We start from the raw sequence: 19,624 nt of genomic DNA, 5'->3' as shown, positions 1-19,624 counted from the left end.
AATTTGGGTGTTTAACCGTTTCGCATTTATCGTGAAACGCGCGGTGCCGCTACGGCGACCTGCTCGCCGCAGCCGGTCCGCGGATGGCCGGAGATGGCGCGCAGCGGCGCGCTGCTGTCGTAGCGCAGCGGCGGCGACGGCGGCGAGCGCGTCGGCGCTCGTGGCGTCCTCGCCGACCCGCGCGCACGCGGTGCGCGGCTTCGGCGGCGTCTCGCCGGACGGCGCGCGTCCTGCGCGGTGCCGGGGTCGATTGACGAGCGCGACCCGCTTCGTGCCGTCGCTTCGCGGGGGTGTCCGCGCGGGTGGCGGCGAAGGTCGGCGGCGCCCGCGCGGCTGCGTGGCGTCCTTCAGTCCGGCGCTCACCGCGAGCCGGAACCCCTGCACGGCGCCGTCGTCCGGCGGTCTGCGGGGCCCGGTCGACGCGTACGTCCCTGCCGCCGCCGTCCCGCTCCCAGAACGACCGAGTACCGGTACCCGGCGGCGCTGGGCCGGGGCGACGGCAGCCGCGCCGAGCAGCACGGCGAGCGCGCCGGCCAGTGCAAGCGCGCAGACCCCGGTACCGGCGGGTCGGGGCCGTCACGACTGCTTCTTCTTTGCGGCCGCTGAGCATGATGCCGAACACCGACGGCCGCGATGAACTTTATGACGCCGACGATCCACCACGACGCGCCGCTGCCGTCGTCGTCCTTCTTCTTGTGTCCTCGTCCGCGTCGCCGGCCGAGGCGCGGCGCGAGCTGCGGGGCCCGTCCTGTTCAGGGCCTTCACGAGTCGGTGCCGCCGAAGTCACGCGGGTCGTTGCCGGTCGCGTGCGCGGCGAAGACCAGCTGGGCGTATGAGCGGCGGGACCCGCTCTGCTCGGCCCACGCCTGCGCGTTCTTCTCCAGCCGAGGCGTACGGGTCCCTTCGTGTGCGAGTGCCCTCGGCGGCCGCGACGGCGGTGACCGCGTCCGCGTGTGTTGCCGTAGTCGGGCTGGTCCTCGGCGCCGGCCAGCTGGGACTTCAGGTACGGGTGGGTGGAGAGCTTTGGTTCTGCAGGTAGACGGCGCCGTTGTGCGCGAGGCCCTCGGCGCTGCTGTCGTCTCGCACGTGTACGCGTCCGCCTCGCGCCTTGCCGGAGCGCAGAGACCGGCGGTGCCGAAGCGCGCCGAGGACGCCGGCGGCCGTGGCGTCGGCGTTCGCGGTGAGCTCGCCTTCTTGTCGGGCTGGTAGGCGAGGGCGCCACCGCTCTTGCCCCTCGGAGCAGGGAGCGCGAGGGCGGCGAGCGCGTCGACGCCGGACTTACCGGGCCCGACGTCACGTCGGCGGGCTCTCGCCGGCGGCGGCGAGCGCCCCCAGCACGACGGAGGTGGAGTTGGCGTCGCTGGCGCCGCCGGGGTTGTATCCCCAGCCGCCGTCCGCGTTCTGGTTGCTTCTTCAGCCAGGCGACGCCCTTGGCGACCTCGCCGTCCCGGCCGCCGACCGCGACGAGGGCCTGCACGGCGGCGGCCGTGCTGTTGCTGTCGACGACGGTCTTCTTGTCGCAGGCCTTGCCCGGCTCGGCACGGAACGCGGCGAAGCCGCCGTCCTCACACTGCTGCCCCGGCCAGCCAGTCCACGGCCTTCCCGGCGGGCTTCACACCCACCGTGTCCTGCGCCACGAAGGCCAGGGACTGCCGCCACGCCGTCGTACGTCGGGTCCGGACGTGCCGTACAGGCCGCTCGGCACGACGACAGGGGAGGGAGGCGCTGTCCGCGGCGGCGACCGGTGCGGCGGCGGCGCCGATCACGACGGTCGCGGCGACGAGCGCGGCGCTGCGGCGAGATGTTCATGGTGGGGCGGGTGCCTCTCCCTGCGGGGAGCCGGGCGGCACGGCACGCTCAGGCACCGGGCGGCTCCGGTTCCGTATGCCTCGACGGTCCCTGAGCCGATCGCTGACGCGGGTGAGAGCAGTCCGGCTGTGACGGTTGCGGGTCAGCGCGGACTTCCACCGGCTTCCCCTCACGAGCGCATTATGACGACCAGCCCACTGTACCGGCCGCCCCACCCGCCTCCCCAGGGGGAACGCCCCAGGGCTCCGCCCCGGCCCCCGCTCTCAATCGCCGGAGGGGCTTGAGGGTGGCCGGCGTCCGTGGCCGCCCCAGGGCGCGGGGAACTGCGCGACCAGCCACGACGGAGCTGCACTGGCCGACGTATCCTGACCGGCAACGGTGCCGGGCCCAGGGCTCCGCCGGACCCGCTCCTCAATCGCCGGAGGGCTTGAGGGTGGCCGGCGTCCGTGGCCGCCCCAGGGGCGCGGGGAACTGCGCGACCAGCCACGACGAGGCCGCACCCGCCGACGCATCCCCGACCTGCAGCGGCGCCGAGGCCGACGAGCCGCACTCGCCGACGCGTCAGAGACCCGCAACCGCGCCGAGGCCTACCGGATGTCGACGGGACCGTCGTCCTCGCCCGCTCGCCGCCCACCCACGTACCGCTCGACGGCGGAGCCGGCGTCCCCGTTCTCGCCGCCCAGGTTCTTGCGGACCGAGTCCAGGATCGTGAGGCCCCTGGCCGACCAGACCGGCGGCGATCTCGCCGAGCCACGTCCGCCCCGTTCAGCACGTTCACGTTGGCCCCGGCCAGCCCCGCCGACGCCTCCTTCACGATCTGCGGCAGCTGGTCGATGAAGGCATCCGGTCCAGCGCGACCCGGTCGTACGACGCCGCCGCCTCCGCCTGGATCTTCATCCGCTCGGCCTCGGCCAGCGCCAGCACCCGGATCCGCTCGGCGTCCGCCTGGGCCGGCTTCACGATCTCCCGCCACCGGCTGCTTCTCCGCAACTCGGCCTGCCGCAAAGCGAGTTCCGTCTGGGCGGCGGAGCACCTCCTGCTGGGCATGCGCCTGGGCAGGCGAGCGCCGGCCTGCGCGGCCTGCGCCTTGGCCAGTCGGTCTCGAAGAAGCGTTGTACTCGGCCTGCACCACCGCGGTCTGCCGCGCGCGTACTCGGCCTGCTGCGCGCCGCCGCCGCCTGCTCGGCCTCCGTCGCCGCCTGGGTGGCCCGCGCCTGGAGCGATCTGCGCCTACCGCTGGATGGCGGCCTTGTGCGGCCGGGACATCGCCTCGATGTATCCGGTGTTGCCGTCGTCGATGGACTGGATCTGCAGCGAGTCGACGTGCAGCCCGATCTTCGCCATCTCGGCCTTCGACGTGTCGAGGACCTCCGTCGCCAGCTTCTGCCGCTCGGTGACGATCTCCTCGACCGTCATCGAGCCGATGATCGACCCGCAGGTGTCCGGCGAAGATCCGCCCGGTGGCACGGACATCTGCTCCTGGTCGGACAGGAACCGCTGCCCGGCGTTCACGATCGACTCGTGGTCGTTGCCGACCTTGAACGCATGACGGCCCGTACCGTCAGGGCGATGCCCTGCCGGGTGACGCACTTCTCGACGACCTCCGACTCGCTCATCGCGAGCGACAGGAAGCAGGTCTTGCGGAACACGGGCGCACGAACTTCCGTGATCGGTGACGACGCGGAACGGCGTCCCAAGTCCCCCGCCTGCGCCCGAGATCAGCATCGCCTCGTCGGGTGCGAACGCGATATCCGGGAACATCCCTGGTGTCTCCTTAGCGGGCGCCGTCCTCGTCACCGGCGAGCAGGGATCGGCCCAGGCCGTGACTCACGACCTGCCGGCTCCCGCAGGGACTCGATCACGGTGGAGCCCCGTTCCGGGGTTCGTCGGGTACGCGAGAAAGGTCTCGGTCCGCCCTGACCCGTACCAGCACCTCACCCGGACCACCGGCCCCACGCGTGCCGACGACCAGCTTCCCCGTACAGCCGACAGCCTCGTCCGGCGCCATCGGCGGCCGCCCGCTGTCGTTCCGGCTCGTGAGAGGCCCTGAGCCCAGACCATACGCCTGCGCCGACACCCGGACCATCTACGCTCGGCAAAGATCCGCCGCCGTGCCGAAGGGATCGCACGGGCCGCCACGGCCCGCGCCCCGACCGCCTGCCGTACGGCCCCGACGGACTCCCGGCCTTCGCGAACCGGCCGCCCGTCCCCGCCGTCCCGCTCAGGGAGACCGCCGCGTACGTCACCGGATCGCTGCCGGTCACCGCCTCCGCCCGCCCCGACTTCACCAGCCTGCGCAGATGAGGCCTCCGCCTCGGAGACCGCGATGTTCCAGGAGCCGTAGGGGATGTCGGCCCAGGGGCGGTTCCACTCCATCCGTTCCGCGAGCTGCCAGGGCGTGAGGGCGTCGCCAGCAGGGCCAAGCAGATCGGTGAGGCAGGACTCGTGGTGGTCGAGCACGACTCCTGTACGCGGGCCGGGGCGTCGGTGAAGGTGTGCGCTGGTGGGCTGGGAGGACCTCGGCACGCGAGACGCTGCCGGCGCGCTCCAGGGGTCGAGGCGAGTCGCCGAGCGGATCAGTGACGGTGGCGTCGTCCGGGGTCGTACAGGAGCCGATGTGCAGGCTGATACCAGGCGGGACGTGGTCGCCGCTGAACAGCCGTCCGTTGCCCGGGGTTGGGCATGAGTGGTCCTCTTCGGGTGGGCAGACGTGGCCCGGGGGGTGGCGGCCGGTGAATCGCGCACAGCTACAGCCAGCAGAATCCGAGCAGGTCGCCGGGGGTGATGTGCAGTCAGGCAGCGCGCCAAGTCCGAAACCAAACGGGCGGCGCAGGCAGCCCACATCTAAGCTGCTGGCACGGCAGGCACGGCAATCACTTCGTCGGGGCGCCGAAGCCGCCCGTCGGCTTCACCGCCGCCATGTAGGCGTACCGGCGGGCGGGGCGTTCTCCGGGTGCGCCGCACCGCCGCGGCGATGCGACTCGTGCATCGCGATCCCCGCGGTTGCCTCCGCACCTTCGCCGACCAGGGCCGTGGTGGTCCGGTGTGATGGGTGATCAGGACGCGCCCGTGAGGTCGGTGGCTCAGGTGCCGCGCGCGGTCGGCGCCGCGGCGAGGGCGTCCCCAGGACGTCGGGTCGTCCCAGCCGGTGTCGACGACGGCACGGGGCGCGTCGGTGTCGAGGAGGTAGACCAAGGTGCTTACCCGAGGGGGTTGTCGGGGATCGAGCACGCGGATGCTCCGCACGCCGCCGCCGCGATCGGATTTCACCTGCGTCGCCTCTGTCGCCTTCTGCCATATCGGGCCGCCTCTCGATCGCCAAGCGCACCTGGACGCCTGGACGCCTGACGTCGCGCGCCGAACTCGTCACTGTAATGGAACTTGTAGAACTGTTTCAATGGTCGCCCGGGCCGACCGTCTGTCCGGTCCAGGTAGATCTCCCGTCGGCGTCACGAGGAGCGCCATGCGCCGGCGCGTCGAGACCGAGCGCGCGGGCGCCGCCGCCGACGCGTGGTGGTCCGGAGTGGATGTGCGCAGTGAGCTCCCTCGTCCCGTGCCCGGCCCGCCTACCGTGCCGCTGCCGAGCGCCGCCTCCCGCGCTACCCACGATGCGGCCCTGCCAGGTGACAATGACCCAGGCGGCCTCGGCCGTGCGCCCCGCCGTGACCGTGGCGCTGCACGTACCCGGCCAAGCGGGCCTGCGCGTCCCCTGCGTCCCTCCGTGTGGCCACGCGCACCACGGCTGAGCCGGTCGGTGCCGTCGGGCGGGCCTCGCCACCTGCCGGGCGTGCAACCGGACCCTGCAGCGCCGCGGCGGTCGGGGCCTGCCGCCGGGTGGAAGGCGTAGGAGCGCGGGGTCGGCGAGAAGCACGGGCCGCCGGCGTCGGCGTGCGCGACCTCCAGCGTGCAGCTGAGGGTCAGGCGCTCGGTGCGGATCGGCCTGGGAATCATCCCGCACCCTATGCCGCGCCTCGTCGCCTTCCGCATCGACCGGACTGGTATCGGTCTCGCACCGTCAGGAAACCGTACGCAAAGGACGCCTCACGGAAGCTGAAGTCCTACCATGCCCGAAGCTCTTCGTGGAACACGGACATTAGCTGTTCATCGGCCGGGAGATGGCGATCCCACTCGGCAAGGACGTCATCGAGGCCGTTCGCACACCGGCGAGAAGTCTTCGGGCGGGTGCCGCACGCCGCGCCCGCCGGCAGTCGGCCAGGCCGTCGCCGTGGCCCGCCGCGCCTGACGACGGGCTCCCTGGCCGCGGACGACCCTCGAGCGAGCGGATCTGCCGTCGTCGCGGATCAAGAACGCCAGCCGCTGGGCCGCCGCGAGAGCGTCGCCGGATACATGCTCTGCAGGAGAGCGGCTCCAGCGTACCCTGGTCCGTCCTCGCCCCAGGCGCTCGGCGCGATGATGGTCTGGGACTCGGCGATCAGCGTCGCCCGCGACTTCACGTCTGGCGGGGAGACGCGCGACGGCGCCCTCGGCAAGCTGCTCGTGCGCCGCGAACCGGTCGGCGTCGTCGCGGCCGTGGTGCCCTGGAACGTCCTGCGGCCTGTCGCCGCCGCCACGCTCGCGCCCGCGCTGCTTGCCGGCTGCACCTGTCGCCGCAAGCCGTCGCCCGGAGTCAGCACGGCGCGTGCCTCTCCTCGGCGAGATCGCCCAGGGAGGCCGGGCTGCCGGAGGGCGTGCTCTCCATCCTCCCCGCCGACCGCGAGGTCAGCGAGTACCTGGTCGGGCACCCGGGCATCGACAAGATCTCCTTCACCGGCTCCGTCGGCGCGGGCAAGCGCGTCATGGAGGTGGCGGCCCGCAACCTCACGCGCGGTGACCCTGAGCTGGGCGGCAAGTCGGCGGCCGTCGTGCTGCCCGGACGCGGACGCCGAGTCGACCGTCGCGGGCGACCATCCCGACCGCCTAGATGAACAACGGCCAGGCCTGCGTCGCCCTGACCCGCATCCTGCTGCCCCGCTCCCGCTACGACGAGCTCGCCGAGGCGATGTCACGCGGTCGCCTCCGCCCTCGCCGGTCGACGTCAGACGGGCCCGCCACCCAGGTCGGCCCGCTCGTCGCCCGGCGCCAGCGCTGCCCGCAACCCTCGACTACATCCGCATCGGCCGGGAGGAGAGGCGCCAAACGTCGCTGCTGCTCGGCGGCGGGCGTGCCGAAAGGGCCTGCAGGCGCGCGCTGCGTACGTCAAGAACCGGCGCTCTTCGGCGGCGTCACCAACGCATGCGGATCGCCCGCGAGAGAGATCTTCCCGCCCCGGTCGATCTGCCTGCTCCGTACGGGGACGAGACCGAGGCCCTGAAGGTATAACAACTCCGACCACGGGCTCAGCGGCAGCGTCCTGGATCCGACGTCGCGCACGGCATCGGCGTCGCGCGGCAGACACCGGCACCTACAACGTGAACACCTTCAGCCTCGACATGCTCAGCCCCCTTCGGCAGCTAAAGGCAACGGCGTGGCGGGAGTTCGGGCGGGAAGCTCGGCGCGTACCTGGAGCACAAGATAATCCACCTGCCAGCCGGTTGGAAGGCTGAGCATGGGGACGGTGGCGCGTGAGGTCGACCGGAGCGATATACACATCAAGTCAAATATAATGCGCGTGAACACACGCAGTACATTCCGCCTCGACTCGGCGGCAGTCCCCACCAGACAGAGCGGACGGTCGGGCGCAGGCTGAAAGTTCTCGCAGCAGCAGAGGGTGTCCCGTCGAGCGTCACGCTGGCGCTGGCGGCCGATTGGCGGAAGTCGTCTTCCGCCGGAGATTAACCAACACACGCTGCGCGGTGCGCACGCTCTCGGGAGCTCCACCAGGCCTCCTCTATCGCCAGAGAGCTCTCTTTGCCGATTCGGGGAGCTGTGAGGAGTCAAATCAGAGCAACAAACCATTTCGATCGTCTTTTGCCTGTTGCGTGCCGGCCCGAGAGCGGGTGATCGTGGGCCGAGTGCCCGGGTGTGCTCGATGACCCGGGACGCAATGGAGAGCCGCTCGGGCGTCGGCCGTCCCAGTTCCATCGCGTCCAGGATGATCGCCGTCGTCCGCCGGGAGGAGCCTTGGTCGACCTCAGGGCTGACGCTGCGGTCCGCGAACGTCAGGGCGCGCACCGTCGCGATCCGCGAGGTGCGGCTCGCGCGCTGCGCGCGGAAGGCGCGCGTCAGCTGAACTCGGCGACCTTTCGCCCGGCGAGGCGGCGGACGGCGGGCGCTTGCGGACCGTGGTGTGGCATGTAGCTGGAGCTGGTCCTGCATGGTGGCGACCAGCAGGTGCACCTTGCTCGGGAAATAGCGGTACAGCGTGCCGAGGGCGACCTGGGACGACTCCGCGATCTCTCCCGCATCTGCACCGCGTCGAAGCCGCCGCGCGCCGCCAGCTGGGCGCTCGTGCAGGGATCCGCGGCGCCTGGCCTCCTGCCGCTCCGTGAGCGCGTGTCGAGGGCGGAGGAGTTTCTGCGTCCGGAGCAGTCATCTGTTCGCTTCCGTGTCCCGTCGTCCCAGCCGTGGCGTGAATCACCTGATCCACCTGTCACAGGCTGGCTACCTGCCGGTAGATTCGATCCTCATTGAACGATCAAAGTCTGAAGCTTGTTCTAGATTAGCGTCCCCACGTGGTGTCCACGGGCAGCAGGGGTCATGTCCACGGGCAAGCAGGAGAGAAGCGTGCCCTGGGTGACCGCGGGAGTCGTTGCGCATCGCTCTCCTCACGTACAGAGGGCAACCCGTTCTGCGGTGGCCCAAAGGCGTGTACGTACGGCACCTCTCCATGGCTGGCCCGTCTCGGGCACCGCGTGGAGTCACTCGGCGCCCAGCGCCGTACCCCGTGCTCGACGAGGGCGAGGAGCTGGCAGGGCTCTGCTCACCGAGCTGCCCAGCCTCGACCTGTACCGCAGCCACCCGACCCCTTCGCACGCCGAAGCGCGACGAGTACCGCGACTGGATCGACGCGCTGGAAGTCGGGACGATGTGGACCGGCAGATTCGGAGCCGCTGACGCCTTCTCGCTGCGCGCCCGCCGCCATCTGCGCGCCCGGCGCGGCCCGGTTCGACGTCGTGCACGACAACCAGACGCTCGGGTACGGGCTGTTGGGCGGCTCGCGACGCCCTGGGCGCGCCCCTCGTCACCACCATCCACCACCCCATCACGGTGGACCGGCAGCTGAGCTGGACGCCGCCGAGAGCTGGCAGCAGCGGATGTCCAAGCGCCGCTGGTACGCGTTCACGCGGATGCAGAAGCGCGTCGCGCGCCGGCTGCCGTCCGTGCTCACGTGTCTCCGGCACCTCGCGCGACGAGATCGCCGACCACCTCGGAGTGCGCCGGGACCGGATCAGCGTCGTCCACGTCGGCGCCGACACGCGATCTTCTCGCCGGATCCCGCCGTGGCGGGAGGTGCCCGGCCGGATCGTGACGACCTCCAGCGCCGACGTCCTCAAGGGACTCGTCTTTCTCGTCGAGGGCGCTCGCCGGGGTGCGGGCCCGAGCACCCGGACGCGCACCCTCGTCGTCGTCGGCACGCGCCGGAGGACGGCCTGGTCAGCCGCGGCTATCGAGCGGTAGCGGCGCCTGGAAGGCGCCATCCGGTCTCGTCGGGGCATCACCGACCAGGGAGCTCGTCGACCTGGTGCGGTCCGCAGGTCGCGTGCGTGCCCTCCCCTCTACGAAGGCTTCGCTGCCCGCCGCGAGGCCATGGCCACCGGCACCCCGCTCGTCGCCACCGGCGGCGACGTCCCGAAGTCGCCGGGCCGGACGGGGACCTGCCTGGCCGTGCCGACCGGTGACGCGGGCGCCCTCGCCGCGGGCCTAGAGCGGCCTCGCGGCGCGAGGCTGCGGGCCGGGACTCGGCGCCGCGGGCCGCGCCCGGGTCCTGGAGCGCTTCATCGGGCCGCGCGCCGCCCGGGGAGCACCGCCGAGCTGTACCCGCGCGGCCATGGACGTCGCGCCGCGGCGCTCCGCCGCCCCCACCTCACGTACGACCTCACCAGGGAAAGCCGCTCAGGAAAGCAGGGGCCACGCGCGGGACCGTCGACTTCACCCCGCTTCCGCTCGCCGCGGGCGACCGCGTACTCGATCTCGGGTGCGGGGCCGGACGGCACGCCTTCGAGTGCTACCGGCGCGGGGCGCAGGTCGTCGCGCTCGACCAGAACGCCGAGGAGATCGCCGGGGTCGCCAGTGGTTCGCCGCCATGAAGGAGGCCGGCGAGGCCCCCGCAGGGCGCCACCGCGACGGCCATGGAGGGGCGACGCGCTCCAACTCCCCTTCCCCGACGAGTCGTTCGACGTCGTCATCATCAGTGAGGTGATGGAGCACATCCCCGACGACAAGGGTGTGCTCGCCGAGATGGTGCGCGTCCTCAAGCCGGGCGGCCGCATCGCCGCTGTCACCGTCCCGCGCTACGGACCCGAGAAGGTCTGCTGGGCGCTCTCCGACGCGTACCACGAGGTCGAGGGCGGCCACATCCACGCACTAGCAAGGCCGATGAGCTGCTCGGCCGGATGCGCAGGCAGCCCAAGCCGTACGGCACCCACCGCGCCCACGCGCTGCACTCGCCGTACTGGTGGCTCAAGTGCGTTCGGCGTCGACAACGACAAGGCGCTGCCGGTCAAGGCGTACCACAAGCTCCCTGGTCTGGGACATCATGAAGAAGCCCGCCCTGACCCGGGTCGCCGAGCAGCTGCTCAACCCGGTCATGGCAAGAGCTTCGTCGCGTACGCCACGAAGCCGCACCTGCCGCACCTGCCGAACCAGCCGAAGAAGCGATGCCAGCAGGGCGCTGCGTGAGCAGTCCGGAGCGGACCGAACTCCTCGTCCTCCCAGGCGTCCTGACGGCCGATCAGGCCGCACAGACGATTCGCGGGCTGCTCGCCGTGCAGCGCTCCGGCGGAGCCATACCCTGGTTCCGCGGCCACCACCTCGACCCGTGGGACCACACCGAGGCCGCGATGGCGCTCGACGTGGCCGGCGAGCACGAGGCCGCCGAGCGCGCCCTACGACTGGCTCGGCCGGCACCAGAACGACGACGGGTCCTGGTACGCCGCCTACCAGGACGGCGACGCCGGCGACGTCACGGACCGCGGCCGCGAGTCCAACTTCGTCGCGTACGTCGCCGTGGGCGTCTGGCACCACTACTGTCGACGGGGGACGAGGCGTTCCTCGACCGGATGTGGCCGACGGTGCGGTCAGCCGTCGAGTGGGGTGCTCGCTGCAGCAGCCCGGCGGCCAGATCGGCTGGAAGCGCGAGGCGGACGGGACGCGTCGACGACGCGCTGCGCTGACCGGCAGTTCGTCGATCCCACCACGCGCTGGGCTGCGCACTCGCCATCGCTGGGACGCGGTCGAATCCCGCAGCGACTGGGAGTTGGCGCTCGGCGCGCGTGAGGCACGCCATCCAGCGCCACCCCGAGCGGTTCCCTCGACAAGAACCGCCACTACTGATGGACTGGTACTACGGTGGCTCGGCGGCGCTGCGCGGCGCCCGGGGCGAGACCGGATCGAGGCCGACTGGGAGAAGTTCTCGTCGTGCGGCTCAGGGGTGCGCTGTGTCGTGCACCCAACCCCGTGGGTGACGAGGCGGCGAGAGCGCCGACTCGCCCTCGCCCTCTGGGCGATGGGCGAGTCCGGCCGTGCCCTCACGATCCTCCAGGACATCCAGCACCTGAGGGATCGCGGACCGGCCTCCTACTGGACCGGCTACGTCTTCGAGGACCGGGCCGTGTGGCCCGAGGAACTACGACGTGGACCGCAGGATCGGTGCTGCTCGCCGTGGCGGCGCTGGGCGGGGACGACGCGACGTGCCGGAGTGTTCGGCGGAGCTGCTCCCGTCCGGCGTCGAACCGGATTGCTGCGTGTAGCTCCGCTCGGTTGCGGGAGGAGCTTCTCGCCGAGTGGGGCCTGGCTCGTCAGTACCTGCGCATCCTGTTCGCCACGGCGTGCCCGACGAACAGGTGAGCGACAGCACGAGCGCCGTAGCCGGCGTCACCCGCGCCCACGCCTCGTCGGACGTGAAGAGGTCGTGGGACCAGCCGGCCAGCCAGCTCGCCGCGTCGTGGACGAACTGCACCGAGGTCGTTGCCCCGGTTCGCGTCCAGTAGGTACATCAGGATCCACAGTCCCAGGGGATCACGGCCCAGGACGTCCGCGACGATCATGATGACGCGGGCTGCTTCGTTGGTGCCTCTGTAGTGCCGGTTCGGAGACATGTATTTCGGTTGTCCCAGATTTCGCCGGGAAACACGGACGGGCTCGCCCGGGTGGCGCAGCGCCCGACCTCAGGGTGACGCGTGCAGGAAGTGCAGCCCCAGCCGCCCCGGAGGTACCCGTGGTGACCCAGTTTCGCCCAGCCCGTACGCCGCATGGTCGTGGCCGTCCTCCTGTGCGGCGCCCTGCTCAGCCGGAACCACGGCGTGCGGCGGAGACGACAGCGACGCGGCCGCCAGCCCGACGGCGACCAGCTCCGCCGAGCGGCAGAAGTTCGCGGAGACCCGGTTCGTCGGGCGAACGCCGGGCTCGCGGCCGGGGACCAGCTACCAGTGGATCAGTGAAGCCGTGGCGCGCGGGCAAGTTCAAGAACGGCGCCGACGGCCGTGAAAGTTCGCCCTGATCAAGGCCGGTGTCGCGGGCGCCTTCACGTACAGCCGGCTGAAGGCCGCCGTAGAAGAACGCCGAGGGCGACCCGACGCTCTCCAAGGCGGTCGCACCGCTCGCGGCCGGCATCGAGTCCCTGAAGGACCTGCCGAGCAAGCTGCGCAAGGGCGACGGCGTCGACTTTCGGTCTCCTCGTCGTTCGACGACATCATCAACAACGTCAAGGGACGCGCCGGGAAGAGCGCCGGTGCCACAGTGACGGACAAGGTGCCGTCGGCACTCCCAACTCGCCGGCTCCTGAGGGGAGTTGACGGGGATTGACCTCCCGTCTCGTGACGGGTGGTTCGCCTGGGAGTTCGCCGCTCCGCCGCACGCCGTTCGCTGTGGTCCCTGATGATCCTGCCCCCGGGAGAGGCAGGAGAGTCCGGTGGCCGACCACGGCACAGCACCGCCCATCACCGTCACGGAGCCCCGGCTCGCCACGCGAGCGCGCGGGGGGCCAGCGACGTCACCCGTGGCACATCCTGGTAGCCACGCCGCTGGCCGTCGCCGGCCTCGTCGCGCTCACCGTCACGGGCAACGCGCTGCGGCCCTTCGACCGCATCGACGTCATCGAGGCCAAGATGGCCTCAAGTCGGACTACTTCAAGGACCCCGAGGTCCAGCGCCTGCTGCTGAAGCACGGCATCGCGTCGACATCCACCGGCTCGCTCGCGCGGCCATCGCCGAGCAGTCCTTCGAGGGCATGGACGTGGTGTTCCCGTCGGGGCAGCCGGCGGCGAGAGCTGGTCATGGCCCGCGAGGCTCGCTCGATGCGCACGGCCCGGCCGTTCGTGACCCCGCTCGTGCTCGGACGTTCGGGACTACGCCCAGACCCTCGTGCGCGCCGGGGTCGCGACCCCGCAGAAGGCGCCGGGCGGTGGCCCACCCTACTACGACCTGCGCATGGACGCGTTCCTCGAACGGATCGAGGCCCGCAGGACCTGGAACGACATCGTTTACGACGAGGGTGGCCCGCGGCCGCAGCAGCAGCGGCCGCGTCCTGGGTGCGCACCTCCAGCGTCTGCGAGTCCAACTCGGCGGGCACCTACCTCAGCCTCGTCGCCTTCGTCCGCAACGGGAACCAGGCCCCCGGCACCCAGCCCCCGCACCCGCCCCGAGGCGGCCGGTGACCCGGTCCTCGCCGTCGCCGACGACATCAAGCCCTCATCAACCTCCAGGGCATGGCCGCGGACGAGCAGGCCGACAGCTACTTCTCGGACGAGGGCGAGAACATCGCGCCGGTCTCCCTCATCTACGAGCACCAGTACCTGGCCCACCAGGTCTCCCACCAGCGCCGGCACCACGAGCAGGACACCAGCCGGGTGCTGCTCTACCACCCACGCCGCAGGCCCTCCCACCGAGCCCGAGCTGATCGCGATCGACGACAGGGGAACGGAGCTCACCGACCTCATGGAGAGCGACCCCGAACTGCGCCGACGGGCCATCGAGCTGGGCTTCCGGGTCCGCTTCTCCGGCGAGACGGGCACCAGCGGGCAGCTCAACGACTACCTGCGCTCGCGCGGCATCACAGGTCCCCACGCCGAATCCCGACCGGACCAAGGTCGACGCCCCCGCACCTGGACGACCTGGAGCGCATCATCAACCGGGTCGGCAACTGCCCGCCCGTACCGAAGGAAGCGCAGCAGGAGACGCAGAAGTGAGCGGGGACGCGGCCGCCGCGAGGGGCAGGAACGGCCCGCTCGCCGTCTGCATGCTCCTCCTGGCGTGCGCGGTACTGGCGGCGGGCGGCTGCTCCGGCGGCCCGGACAAGGTGACCCTGAGGGTCCTGGCCGGGCCCGAACTCGCCGATGTGCGGCCCCTGTTGAAGGATCTCGCGCGACACCGGTGTCACCCTCGACATCGACTACACCGCCACCCCCCGACCTCACCGACCGTGCCTCCTACGATCTGGCGTGGCCCGCCTCCGACCGCTCCTTCCTGCTCGCCCGCCAGGCGGCTCGGCAGGGCGGGGCCCGCCCCCGAGTCCACCACGATCATGCGCTCGCCGGTCGTCGTCGGAGTCGACGCCGACGCGGCCCGCAGGCTGCGGGCCCGCACCGGCGGCGGCCGCCGACCTGGGCCGACCTCGCCGACGCCGCCGCCGACGGCGCGCTCCGCTTCGGGATGCCGGACCCCCGGCGCAGCGACACCGGCCGCGCCGCCCTCGTCGGCGTCGCCACCGCGGCGGCCGGCACCGGCGAGCGCCCTGCGCGTCCAGGACGTGTCCTGCGACCGGCTGCGCGGGTTCAAGTCGGGCCAGGTGATGACGGGACCCACGACCGCCGACCTGATCGACGCCTACGTCCGTCGGCCCGACCGCGCCGACGCGCTCATCGCCCACGAGAACGAACTGCTCGCCCTCAACGCCGCGGGCCGCCTCGCACACCCGCTGACCATCGTCCCGGCCCGAGGACGGCACGGTCCTGTCCGACTTCCCGCTGCTGCTGCTCGACCCGGCCCGGCACGACGCCTACCGCAAGGTCGTCGACTGGCTGCTCGGCGCCGACGTGCAGCAGCGGCTGATGCGGACCACGTGGCGCCGCCCGGCCGGCCAGGACCTGCCGCGGGTGCGCGAGCTGAGGGCGCCGATCGGCAACGCCCTGTCCTACCCCGACCGGCGTTCCGTCGTCGACCGGCTGCTCGCGGACTACGGCGACCCGGCCCGCGGCGCCACCTCCGACCACATCGTCTTCCCTGCTGGACTTCTCCACGTCCATGCGGGGCACGCGGATCGCCGCGCTGCGCTCCGCGTTCGCCGGACTCAGCGGCGCCGACCGGACGGCCTCGGGCAAGTTCGCCCGCTTCTACCGGGGGCGAGCGGATCACGGTGGTGCGGTTCGGCGGCACGGTGCTCGACGAGCGCACGGTCACGGTCCGCGGGCGGCGGGACCTGGACGCGCTCGACTCCCTCGTGGCGCGCGGCGACTTCGCGAACGCCACGGCCGTCTGGTCGGCCCTGGACCACGGCCGCGCCGTCGCGGCCCGCTCCCTCGCCGAGGACCCCGGCCGTCCCGTCGCGATCGTCCTGATGACGGACGGCGCCAGCAACGCGGGCATCAGCTATGCCGAGTTCACGGCCCGCGCCGCCGGGCAGCCCCGGACCCCGACGTACCCGGTCCCGATCGGCGAGGCCGACACGGCTGCACTGGCGCCGCGCGGCCCTGGGACACCGGCGGCCGCACCGTCGCCGCCGCCCCGTCCTCCTCCCTCTCCGACGCCTTCAAGGAGATCCGTGGGTGTCTTTGACCGTACGTGGTGGAGCCTGTGGCTCTGGCCCGAGATGGCCCTGTGGTGCGTGACCGCCGCGCTCTGCCTGGTCGTCGTCCGGTACGCGGCGGCCCGCGCGCTCGGCGCGCGCCGCGGCCAGGGCCCCGAACCGGGGCACCATCCCCGGCCTGTGCTTCTACCTCCACGAGCAGCGCATCATGAACCTCTACAAGTCCAGCGGCTTCCTGGCGGCCATGGAACAGGAGGTCGCCGAGTCGACGAAGACCAGTCATCGGCATCGGCGCCAAGGCCCAGAGTCCCCCGGTCGTGGAGGGGCCCAGTTGGATGGCTCAACGACGCGGGAGACGCTCACCACGTATCTGAAGGAGATCACGCCCATCACGGTCATCCGGCTGCTGATGGACACCCTCCGCAAGGAGGACAACGTCGTCGACGTGGACCTGACCACCGGCCGGCTGACCCCACCCGGCGCCTCGCGCACGTGCTCACCGGAGGACGCCGAGGACGCCGAGGAGGGGCAGGCGGGCGCCGGGTCACCAGTTCCCCCTGTCCAGGGTGACCACCGAGTTCGTCTCGAGTCACGGGCCGCTTCACCGCCACCGAGACGCCCGACCACGACGTCATCCTGTACGCCCCGTACGGCGGCCGGGACTCCGGCGCCAAGGTCAAGAGTCACCTGTTTCAAGGAGGGCATCGCCGAGGAGCTGAAGAACGAGGACTACTACACGGGCGAGTTCCGGGCGCGCTGCCTCGGCAAGGTACGCGCCTGGAACCCGGCGGCGGGCGGAGCTCACGCTGGACGCGGTGGCCATATTCCGCTGAGACGGGCGGCCCGGCTCACGCGTTGAGCCCGGCCAGCACCTTGAGGGTGTGGGGGTCGGGCGACAGGACCAGCAGGTCCGTCACCGGCCCCTGCGCCACAGGTCGAGGCGCTCGGCGATCCGCTGCCGCGGGCCCGACGAGCGAGATCTCGTCGGCGAACGCGTCCGGCACGGCGAGCACCGCCTCCTCGCGCGCCCCTCGGCGAACAGCGCTCCTGGATGTGCCGCGCCTCGGCCTCGTACCCCATCCGTGCCATCAGGTCGGCGTGGAAGTTGCGGGTCGCGTGTCCCATGCCGCCGATGTAGAAGCCGAGCATCGCCTTGACGGGCAGCAGCCCCTCGGCGACGTCGTCGCAGACCTTGGCACGGGCCATCGGCGCGATCATGAAATCGTCGCGAAGATCGGTGAGGGACGCCTCGTAGACGTCGGTCCGGGTCGGCGACCAGTACAGCGGCAGCCAGCCGTCGGCGATCCGCGTGGTCTGCGCGATGTTCTTCGGGCCCTCGGCGCCGAGCAGCAGCGGCAGATCGGCGCGCAGCGAGTGGGTGATCGGCTTCAGCGCCTTGCCGAGCCCGGTCAGTCCTCGCCCCGGTACGGATGGGAGTGGAACCGGCCCTCGACATCCACCGGCCCCTCGCGCCGCAGCACCCTGCCGCACGACGTCGACGTACTCGCGGGTGGCCGTCAGCGGCGACTTCGGGAACGGCCGCCCGTACCAGCCCTCGACGACCTGCGGCCCGGGCACAGGCCGAGCCCGAGCATCATCCGCCCGCCCGACAGATGGTCGAGGGTGAGCGCGTGCATGGCGGTCGTGGTGGGGAGCAGGGCGGCCATCTGCGCGATGGCGGTGCCCAGCCGGATCCGGGACGTGTGCGCGGCGAACCAGGTGAGCGGGGGTGAACGCGTCGCTGCCCCACGATTCCGCGGTCAGACCGAGTCGTAGCCCAACTCCTCCGCGTCGCGCACCAGTTGGAGGTGGTCCGGGTTCGCCGCGCAGTAGCCGAGTGCGACTTCCTAGCCGCATGCGCGCCCTCCAGGTCAACTGACGGTGCGTCAGGTCTGTTTCTCCGAGGGACTGCACGCAAAAGCGCCCCTCGCCCGGAAGACGGGCGAGGGGCCTCTGCGGCTCGGCGGGCGCGTCAGCCGCGCTGGATGCCGGTGGTGTCCTGAGGACGCCGCGACGGCCGCCCTGCGTCTCGCGACCAGGCCGGGACCGCGCTGCTCGACGGCCAAGTACCAGGTGCCGGGCGCCAGTTCGGCGATCGGCGACGGCGAGCCGTCCTCCGCGTACAGCGGGCGCGGCACCGGCACGGCGAACCAGAACGGCGAGAAGTCCGCCGCACCCGGCTGCCCGCCCCTGCGACGGCTGCCGCGGCGCCGGGAGCGGCGCCCTGCTGCGGCTGACCGCCGTAGGGCTGGCCCGGGCCGGGCTGGCCGGGCTGGGCACCGTACGGCTGGCCGGGGGCCGGGCTGCTGGGCGCCCGGGTACCCGTAACCACCCTGCGGCTGCCCGCCGTACGGCTGCGGCTGCTGCGGACGCGGCGCACCGACGAGGGGCCCGCCTTGAGGGGCGGGGGGACCAGGGGGGTGGCGACGGCCGCGGCGGCCATGACCAGCGTGGCGATGAGGGCGAGGATGAGGCCGATGCCGGCGTCGACACCGGAGTCGCTCGAACTGCCGAGGTTGTTGACGCCGCTGAACGGGTCGAAGATGTTGGCGAGCGCGCCCCACGCGGCGAACACCGTGGCGGCGACGCCGAACTGGCCGAGGTCGAGACCGGCGACCTTGCGCGGCTGCGGCAGACCGCGGGCCACCACGATGAGGGACGGCTCCGATGATCCCCGAGAGGACGACGCTCATCAGGATCGGGCCGCTTTCCCACGCGTTCGGGAAGTCGACGCTGTCCGGAGCGTCGTCGGCGGAGTAGATATCGAGGAACGAGGCGATGAACAGCAACACCGCTGCTCCGATCACCACGCCGTCGCCTCGAGTGAGGGAGCGGATATTCACTTCAGGTCCTTCTCAGTCGTCTCGTCTTCGGAGGAGGCGGCGCCAAGCACGGGGTGGCCCTCATCGTACGGAGGACACTATCGTCCGCCGACTGGAGGTGTCTGCCGAGATCCATAGCGTGACGGTCACCCGCGCAGGAAACTCACGATTCCCCTCAGACAGGCCCTGAGCCGCCTTCGCCGCCAGGAGCCGGAGGTCAGCCGGCCCGCGTCCTGGGGAGTCCCGCATGTTGCCACATTCGACGAAGACCTTGGGAACCTTCGACAGATTGAGTCCGCCCAGAGTCACTACGGGTGTCCAGGCTGGTGCCGCCGCCGATGAGTTCTGACGGGGGCTGCCCGTGACCTGGAGGAACTTGCCCGCGACCCGCTCGCCGAAAGTCGCGCGAGGAGGCGATCGGACGGGTGTTCGCGGCGCCCGCGTGCATGGATGCGGGAAGGATCACATGGAAGCCGCGGTTGCCCGCGGCGGGGAACCGTCCCGCGTGGACCGAGACCACGGCATCGGCCTCGGCGCTGTTGCCGATCCGCCCGCTCGTCGACGCAGGGGCCCCAGGCCCGGTCACCGTTCTGCGTCAACTGCACGGTGGCGCCCTGCTGTTCGAGGATGACCTTCATGCGGCGCCACGTCCAGAGTGAACTGGGCTTCCGTGTAACCGGCGTTGGTGGACGTCCCGGTGGTGTCGCACTCGTGGAGCCGTTGCCCACGTTCACGCTGCGATTGATATCGGCCGGGTGCCGAAAGTTACCCGGATTGTGACCCGGGTCGATGACGACGACCTTGCCCCGCGAGCGGTCCCTGAGCCGCCCCCGCGGGCTTCGACGACTTCTTCGGCGCGGACTTCGACGGCGACGCGGACGACTTCGGCGCGCGCGGCGACGCGCTCGGCTCCTTCGCGTCCGACGGCGACGGCCGACGCCGCCGACGACGTCGACGACTGACCGGGGGCCGAGCAGCACCTTCGGCGGTTCGCTCTCGGCCGGACCGCTCACGACCTGCCAGATCAGCCACGCGGCGAGCGCTCGTCGGGGACGAGCGCGGCGAGGCGATCAGCATCGGCCGCCAGTTCAGACAGGACGTGCGGAGTTCGCGAGGTTGTTGTAGTAGTCATCAAAGCCATCGGGATCCGGACC

At 71.8% G+C, this 19,624-nt stretch carries 8 protein-coding genes and 14 pseudogenes; 11 read left to right on the top strand and 11 right to left on the bottom strand.

Annotated features, from left to right (window positions below):
* The 5 genes and pseudogenes from RBJ77_RS54845 to RBJ77_RS54825 all read right to left on the bottom strand — a co-directional run.
* Positions 1–384, bottom strand: a pseudogene (locus RBJ77_RS54845) (hypothetical protein); the annotation flags it as partial.
* A 909-nt stretch (positions 385–1,293) separates the two neighbouring features.
* A pseudogene (locus RBJ77_RS54840) lies at positions 1,294–1,365 on the bottom strand (hypothetical protein); the annotation flags it as partial.
* A 200-nt stretch (positions 1,366–1,565) separates the two neighbouring features.
* The gene (locus RBJ77_RS54835) at positions 1,566–1,766 is read right to left on the bottom strand and encodes a hypothetical protein (RefSeq protein ID WP_372351866.1); all 201 of its coding nucleotides are present in this window, start codon (positions 1,764–1,766) and stop codon (positions 1,566–1,568) included.
* A 630-nt stretch (positions 1,767–2,396) separates the two neighbouring features.
* Positions 2,397–3,570, bottom strand: a pseudogene (locus RBJ77_RS54830) (SPFH domain-containing protein).
* Positions 3,571–4,037: 467 nt separating this feature from the next.
* A pseudogene (locus RBJ77_RS54825) lies at positions 4,038–5,079 on the bottom strand (MBL fold metallo-hydrolase); the annotation flags it as partial.
* A gap of 1,077 nt (positions 5,080–6,156) precedes the next feature.
* On the opposite strand from RBJ77_RS54825, the pseudogene RBJ77_RS54820 reads away from it, so the two are divergent.
* The 3 genes and pseudogenes from RBJ77_RS54820 to RBJ77_RS54810 all read left to right on the top strand — a co-directional run.
* Positions 6,157–6,378, top strand: a pseudogene (locus tag RBJ77_RS54820) (hypothetical protein); the annotation flags it as partial.
* A gap of 119 nt (positions 6,379–6,497) precedes the next feature.
* Positions 6,498–6,734: an aldehyde dehydrogenase family protein gene (locus RBJ77_RS54815; protein WP_372351865.1), complete on the top strand. Its 237-nt coding sequence runs from the start codon at positions 6,498–6,500 to the stop codon at positions 6,732–6,734.
* Entirely contained in the window at positions 6,731–7,120 is a 390-nt protein-coding gene (locus RBJ77_RS54810) for an aldehyde dehydrogenase family protein (protein ID WP_372351864.1), read from the top strand. The genes RBJ77_RS54815 and RBJ77_RS54810 overlap by 4 nt, the downstream gene beginning before the upstream one ends.
* Positions 7,121–7,767: 647 nt before the next feature.
* Here the strand turns inward: RBJ77_RS54810 and RBJ77_RS54805 are convergent.
* A pseudogene (locus tag RBJ77_RS54805) lies at positions 7,768–8,277 on the bottom strand (TetR family transcriptional regulator); the annotation flags it as partial.
* Positions 8,278–8,913: 636 nt separating this feature from the next.
* Here RBJ77_RS54805 and RBJ77_RS54800 point away from each other — a divergent pair.
* The 4 genes and pseudogenes from RBJ77_RS54800 to RBJ77_RS54785 form a co-directional block, all read left to right on the top strand.
* Positions 8,914–9,105, top strand: a pseudogene (locus RBJ77_RS54800) (glycosyltransferase family 1 protein); the annotation flags it as partial.
* Positions 9,106–9,120: 15 nt separating this feature from the next.
* On the top strand, positions 9,121–9,366 hold the full coding sequence (locus RBJ77_RS54795; RefSeq protein WP_372351863.1) for a hypothetical protein: 246 nt from the start codon (positions 9,121–9,123) through the stop codon (positions 9,364–9,366).
* Positions 9,367–9,827: 461 nt separating this feature from the next.
* Positions 9,828–10,587 (top strand): annotated as a pseudogene (locus RBJ77_RS54790) (class I SAM-dependent methyltransferase); the annotation flags it as partial.
* A pseudogene (locus tag RBJ77_RS54785) lies at positions 10,566–11,657 on the top strand (prenyltransferase). The pseudogenes RBJ77_RS54790 and RBJ77_RS54785, both read left to right, overlap by 22 nt.
* Before the next feature lie 48 nt (positions 11,658–11,705).
* Here the strand turns inward: RBJ77_RS54785 and RBJ77_RS54780 are convergent.
* Positions 11,706–12,005 (bottom strand): annotated as a pseudogene (locus tag RBJ77_RS54780) (hypothetical protein).
* Between the two features lie 153 nt (positions 12,006–12,158).
* On the opposite strand from RBJ77_RS54780, the pseudogene RBJ77_RS54775 reads away from it, so the two are divergent.
* The 3 genes and pseudogenes from RBJ77_RS54775 to RBJ77_RS54765 all read left to right on the top strand — a co-directional run bounded on the left by RBJ77_RS54775 (position 12,159) and on the right by RBJ77_RS54765 (position 14,092).
* Positions 12,159–12,711 (top strand): annotated as a pseudogene (locus tag RBJ77_RS54775) (hypothetical protein).
* 724 nt (positions 12,712–13,435) lie between these two features.
* The gene (locus RBJ77_RS54770) at positions 13,436–13,561 is read left to right on the top strand and encodes a hypothetical protein (protein ID WP_372351862.1); all 126 of its coding nucleotides are present in this window, start codon (positions 13,436–13,438) and stop codon (positions 13,559–13,561) included.
* 51 nt (positions 13,562–13,612) lie between these two features.
* Positions 13,613–14,092 (top strand): hypothetical protein, encoded by a 480-nt coding sequence (locus tag RBJ77_RS54765; RefSeq protein ID WP_372351861.1) that lies wholly within the window; start codon positions 13,613–13,615, stop codon positions 14,090–14,092.
* Positions 14,093–14,279: 187 nt separating this feature from the next.
* Here the strand turns inward: RBJ77_RS54765 and RBJ77_RS54760 are convergent, their stop codons facing one another.
* Positions 14,280–14,708, bottom strand: coding sequence for a hypothetical protein (locus RBJ77_RS54760; protein ID WP_372351860.1), 429 nt, complete (start codon positions 14,706–14,708; stop codon positions 14,280–14,282).
* 1,148 nt (positions 14,709–15,856) lie between these two features.
* On the opposite strand from RBJ77_RS54760, the gene RBJ77_RS54755 reads away from it, so the two are divergent.
* Complete coding sequence (locus RBJ77_RS54755) at positions 15,857–16,507, top strand: hypothetical protein (RefSeq protein ID WP_372351859.1); 651 nt, start codon at positions 15,857–15,859, stop codon at positions 16,505–16,507.
* On the opposite strand, the pseudogene RBJ77_RS54750 reads toward RBJ77_RS54755, so the two are convergent.
* From RBJ77_RS54750 to RBJ77_RS54740, 3 pseudogenes are all read right to left on the bottom strand, one after another.
* Positions 16,497–17,505 (bottom strand): annotated as a pseudogene (locus tag RBJ77_RS54750) (LLM class F420-dependent oxidoreductase). The gene RBJ77_RS54755 and the pseudogene RBJ77_RS54750 overlap by 11 nt on opposite strands.
* A gap of 115 nt (positions 17,506–17,620) precedes the next feature.
* A pseudogene (locus RBJ77_RS54745) lies at positions 17,621–18,491 on the bottom strand (DUF5336 domain-containing protein).
* Positions 18,492–18,616: 125 nt separating this feature from the next.
* A pseudogene (locus RBJ77_RS54740) lies at positions 18,617–19,557 on the bottom strand (N-acetylmuramoyl-L-alanine amidase).
* Between the last annotated feature and the right edge of the window lie 67 nt (positions 19,558–19,624).

Origin of the sequence: Streptomyces sp. KL116D (genome assembly GCF_030766975.1) — a bacterium.
GTDB lineage: Bacteria > Actinomycetota > Actinomycetes > Streptomycetales > Streptomycetaceae > Streptomyces > Streptomyces longispororuber_A.
This window is presented reverse-complemented; position numbering and strand designations above follow the sequence as displayed.

Excerpts from the sequence above, each read along its gene's own strand:
- RBJ77_RS54810 (WP_372351864.1), top strand. The coding sequence starts at position 6,731 with ATGAACAACGGCCAGGCCTGCGTCGCCCTGACCCGCATCCTGCTGCCC.
- RBJ77_RS54765 (WP_372351861.1), top strand. The coding sequence starts at position 13,613 with ATGGCCGCGGACGAGCAGGCCGACAGCTACTTCTCGGACGAGGGCGAG.
- RBJ77_RS54755 (WP_372351859.1), top strand. The coding sequence starts at position 15,857 with ATGAACCTCTACAAGTCCAGCGGCTTCCTGGCGGCCATGGAACAGGAG.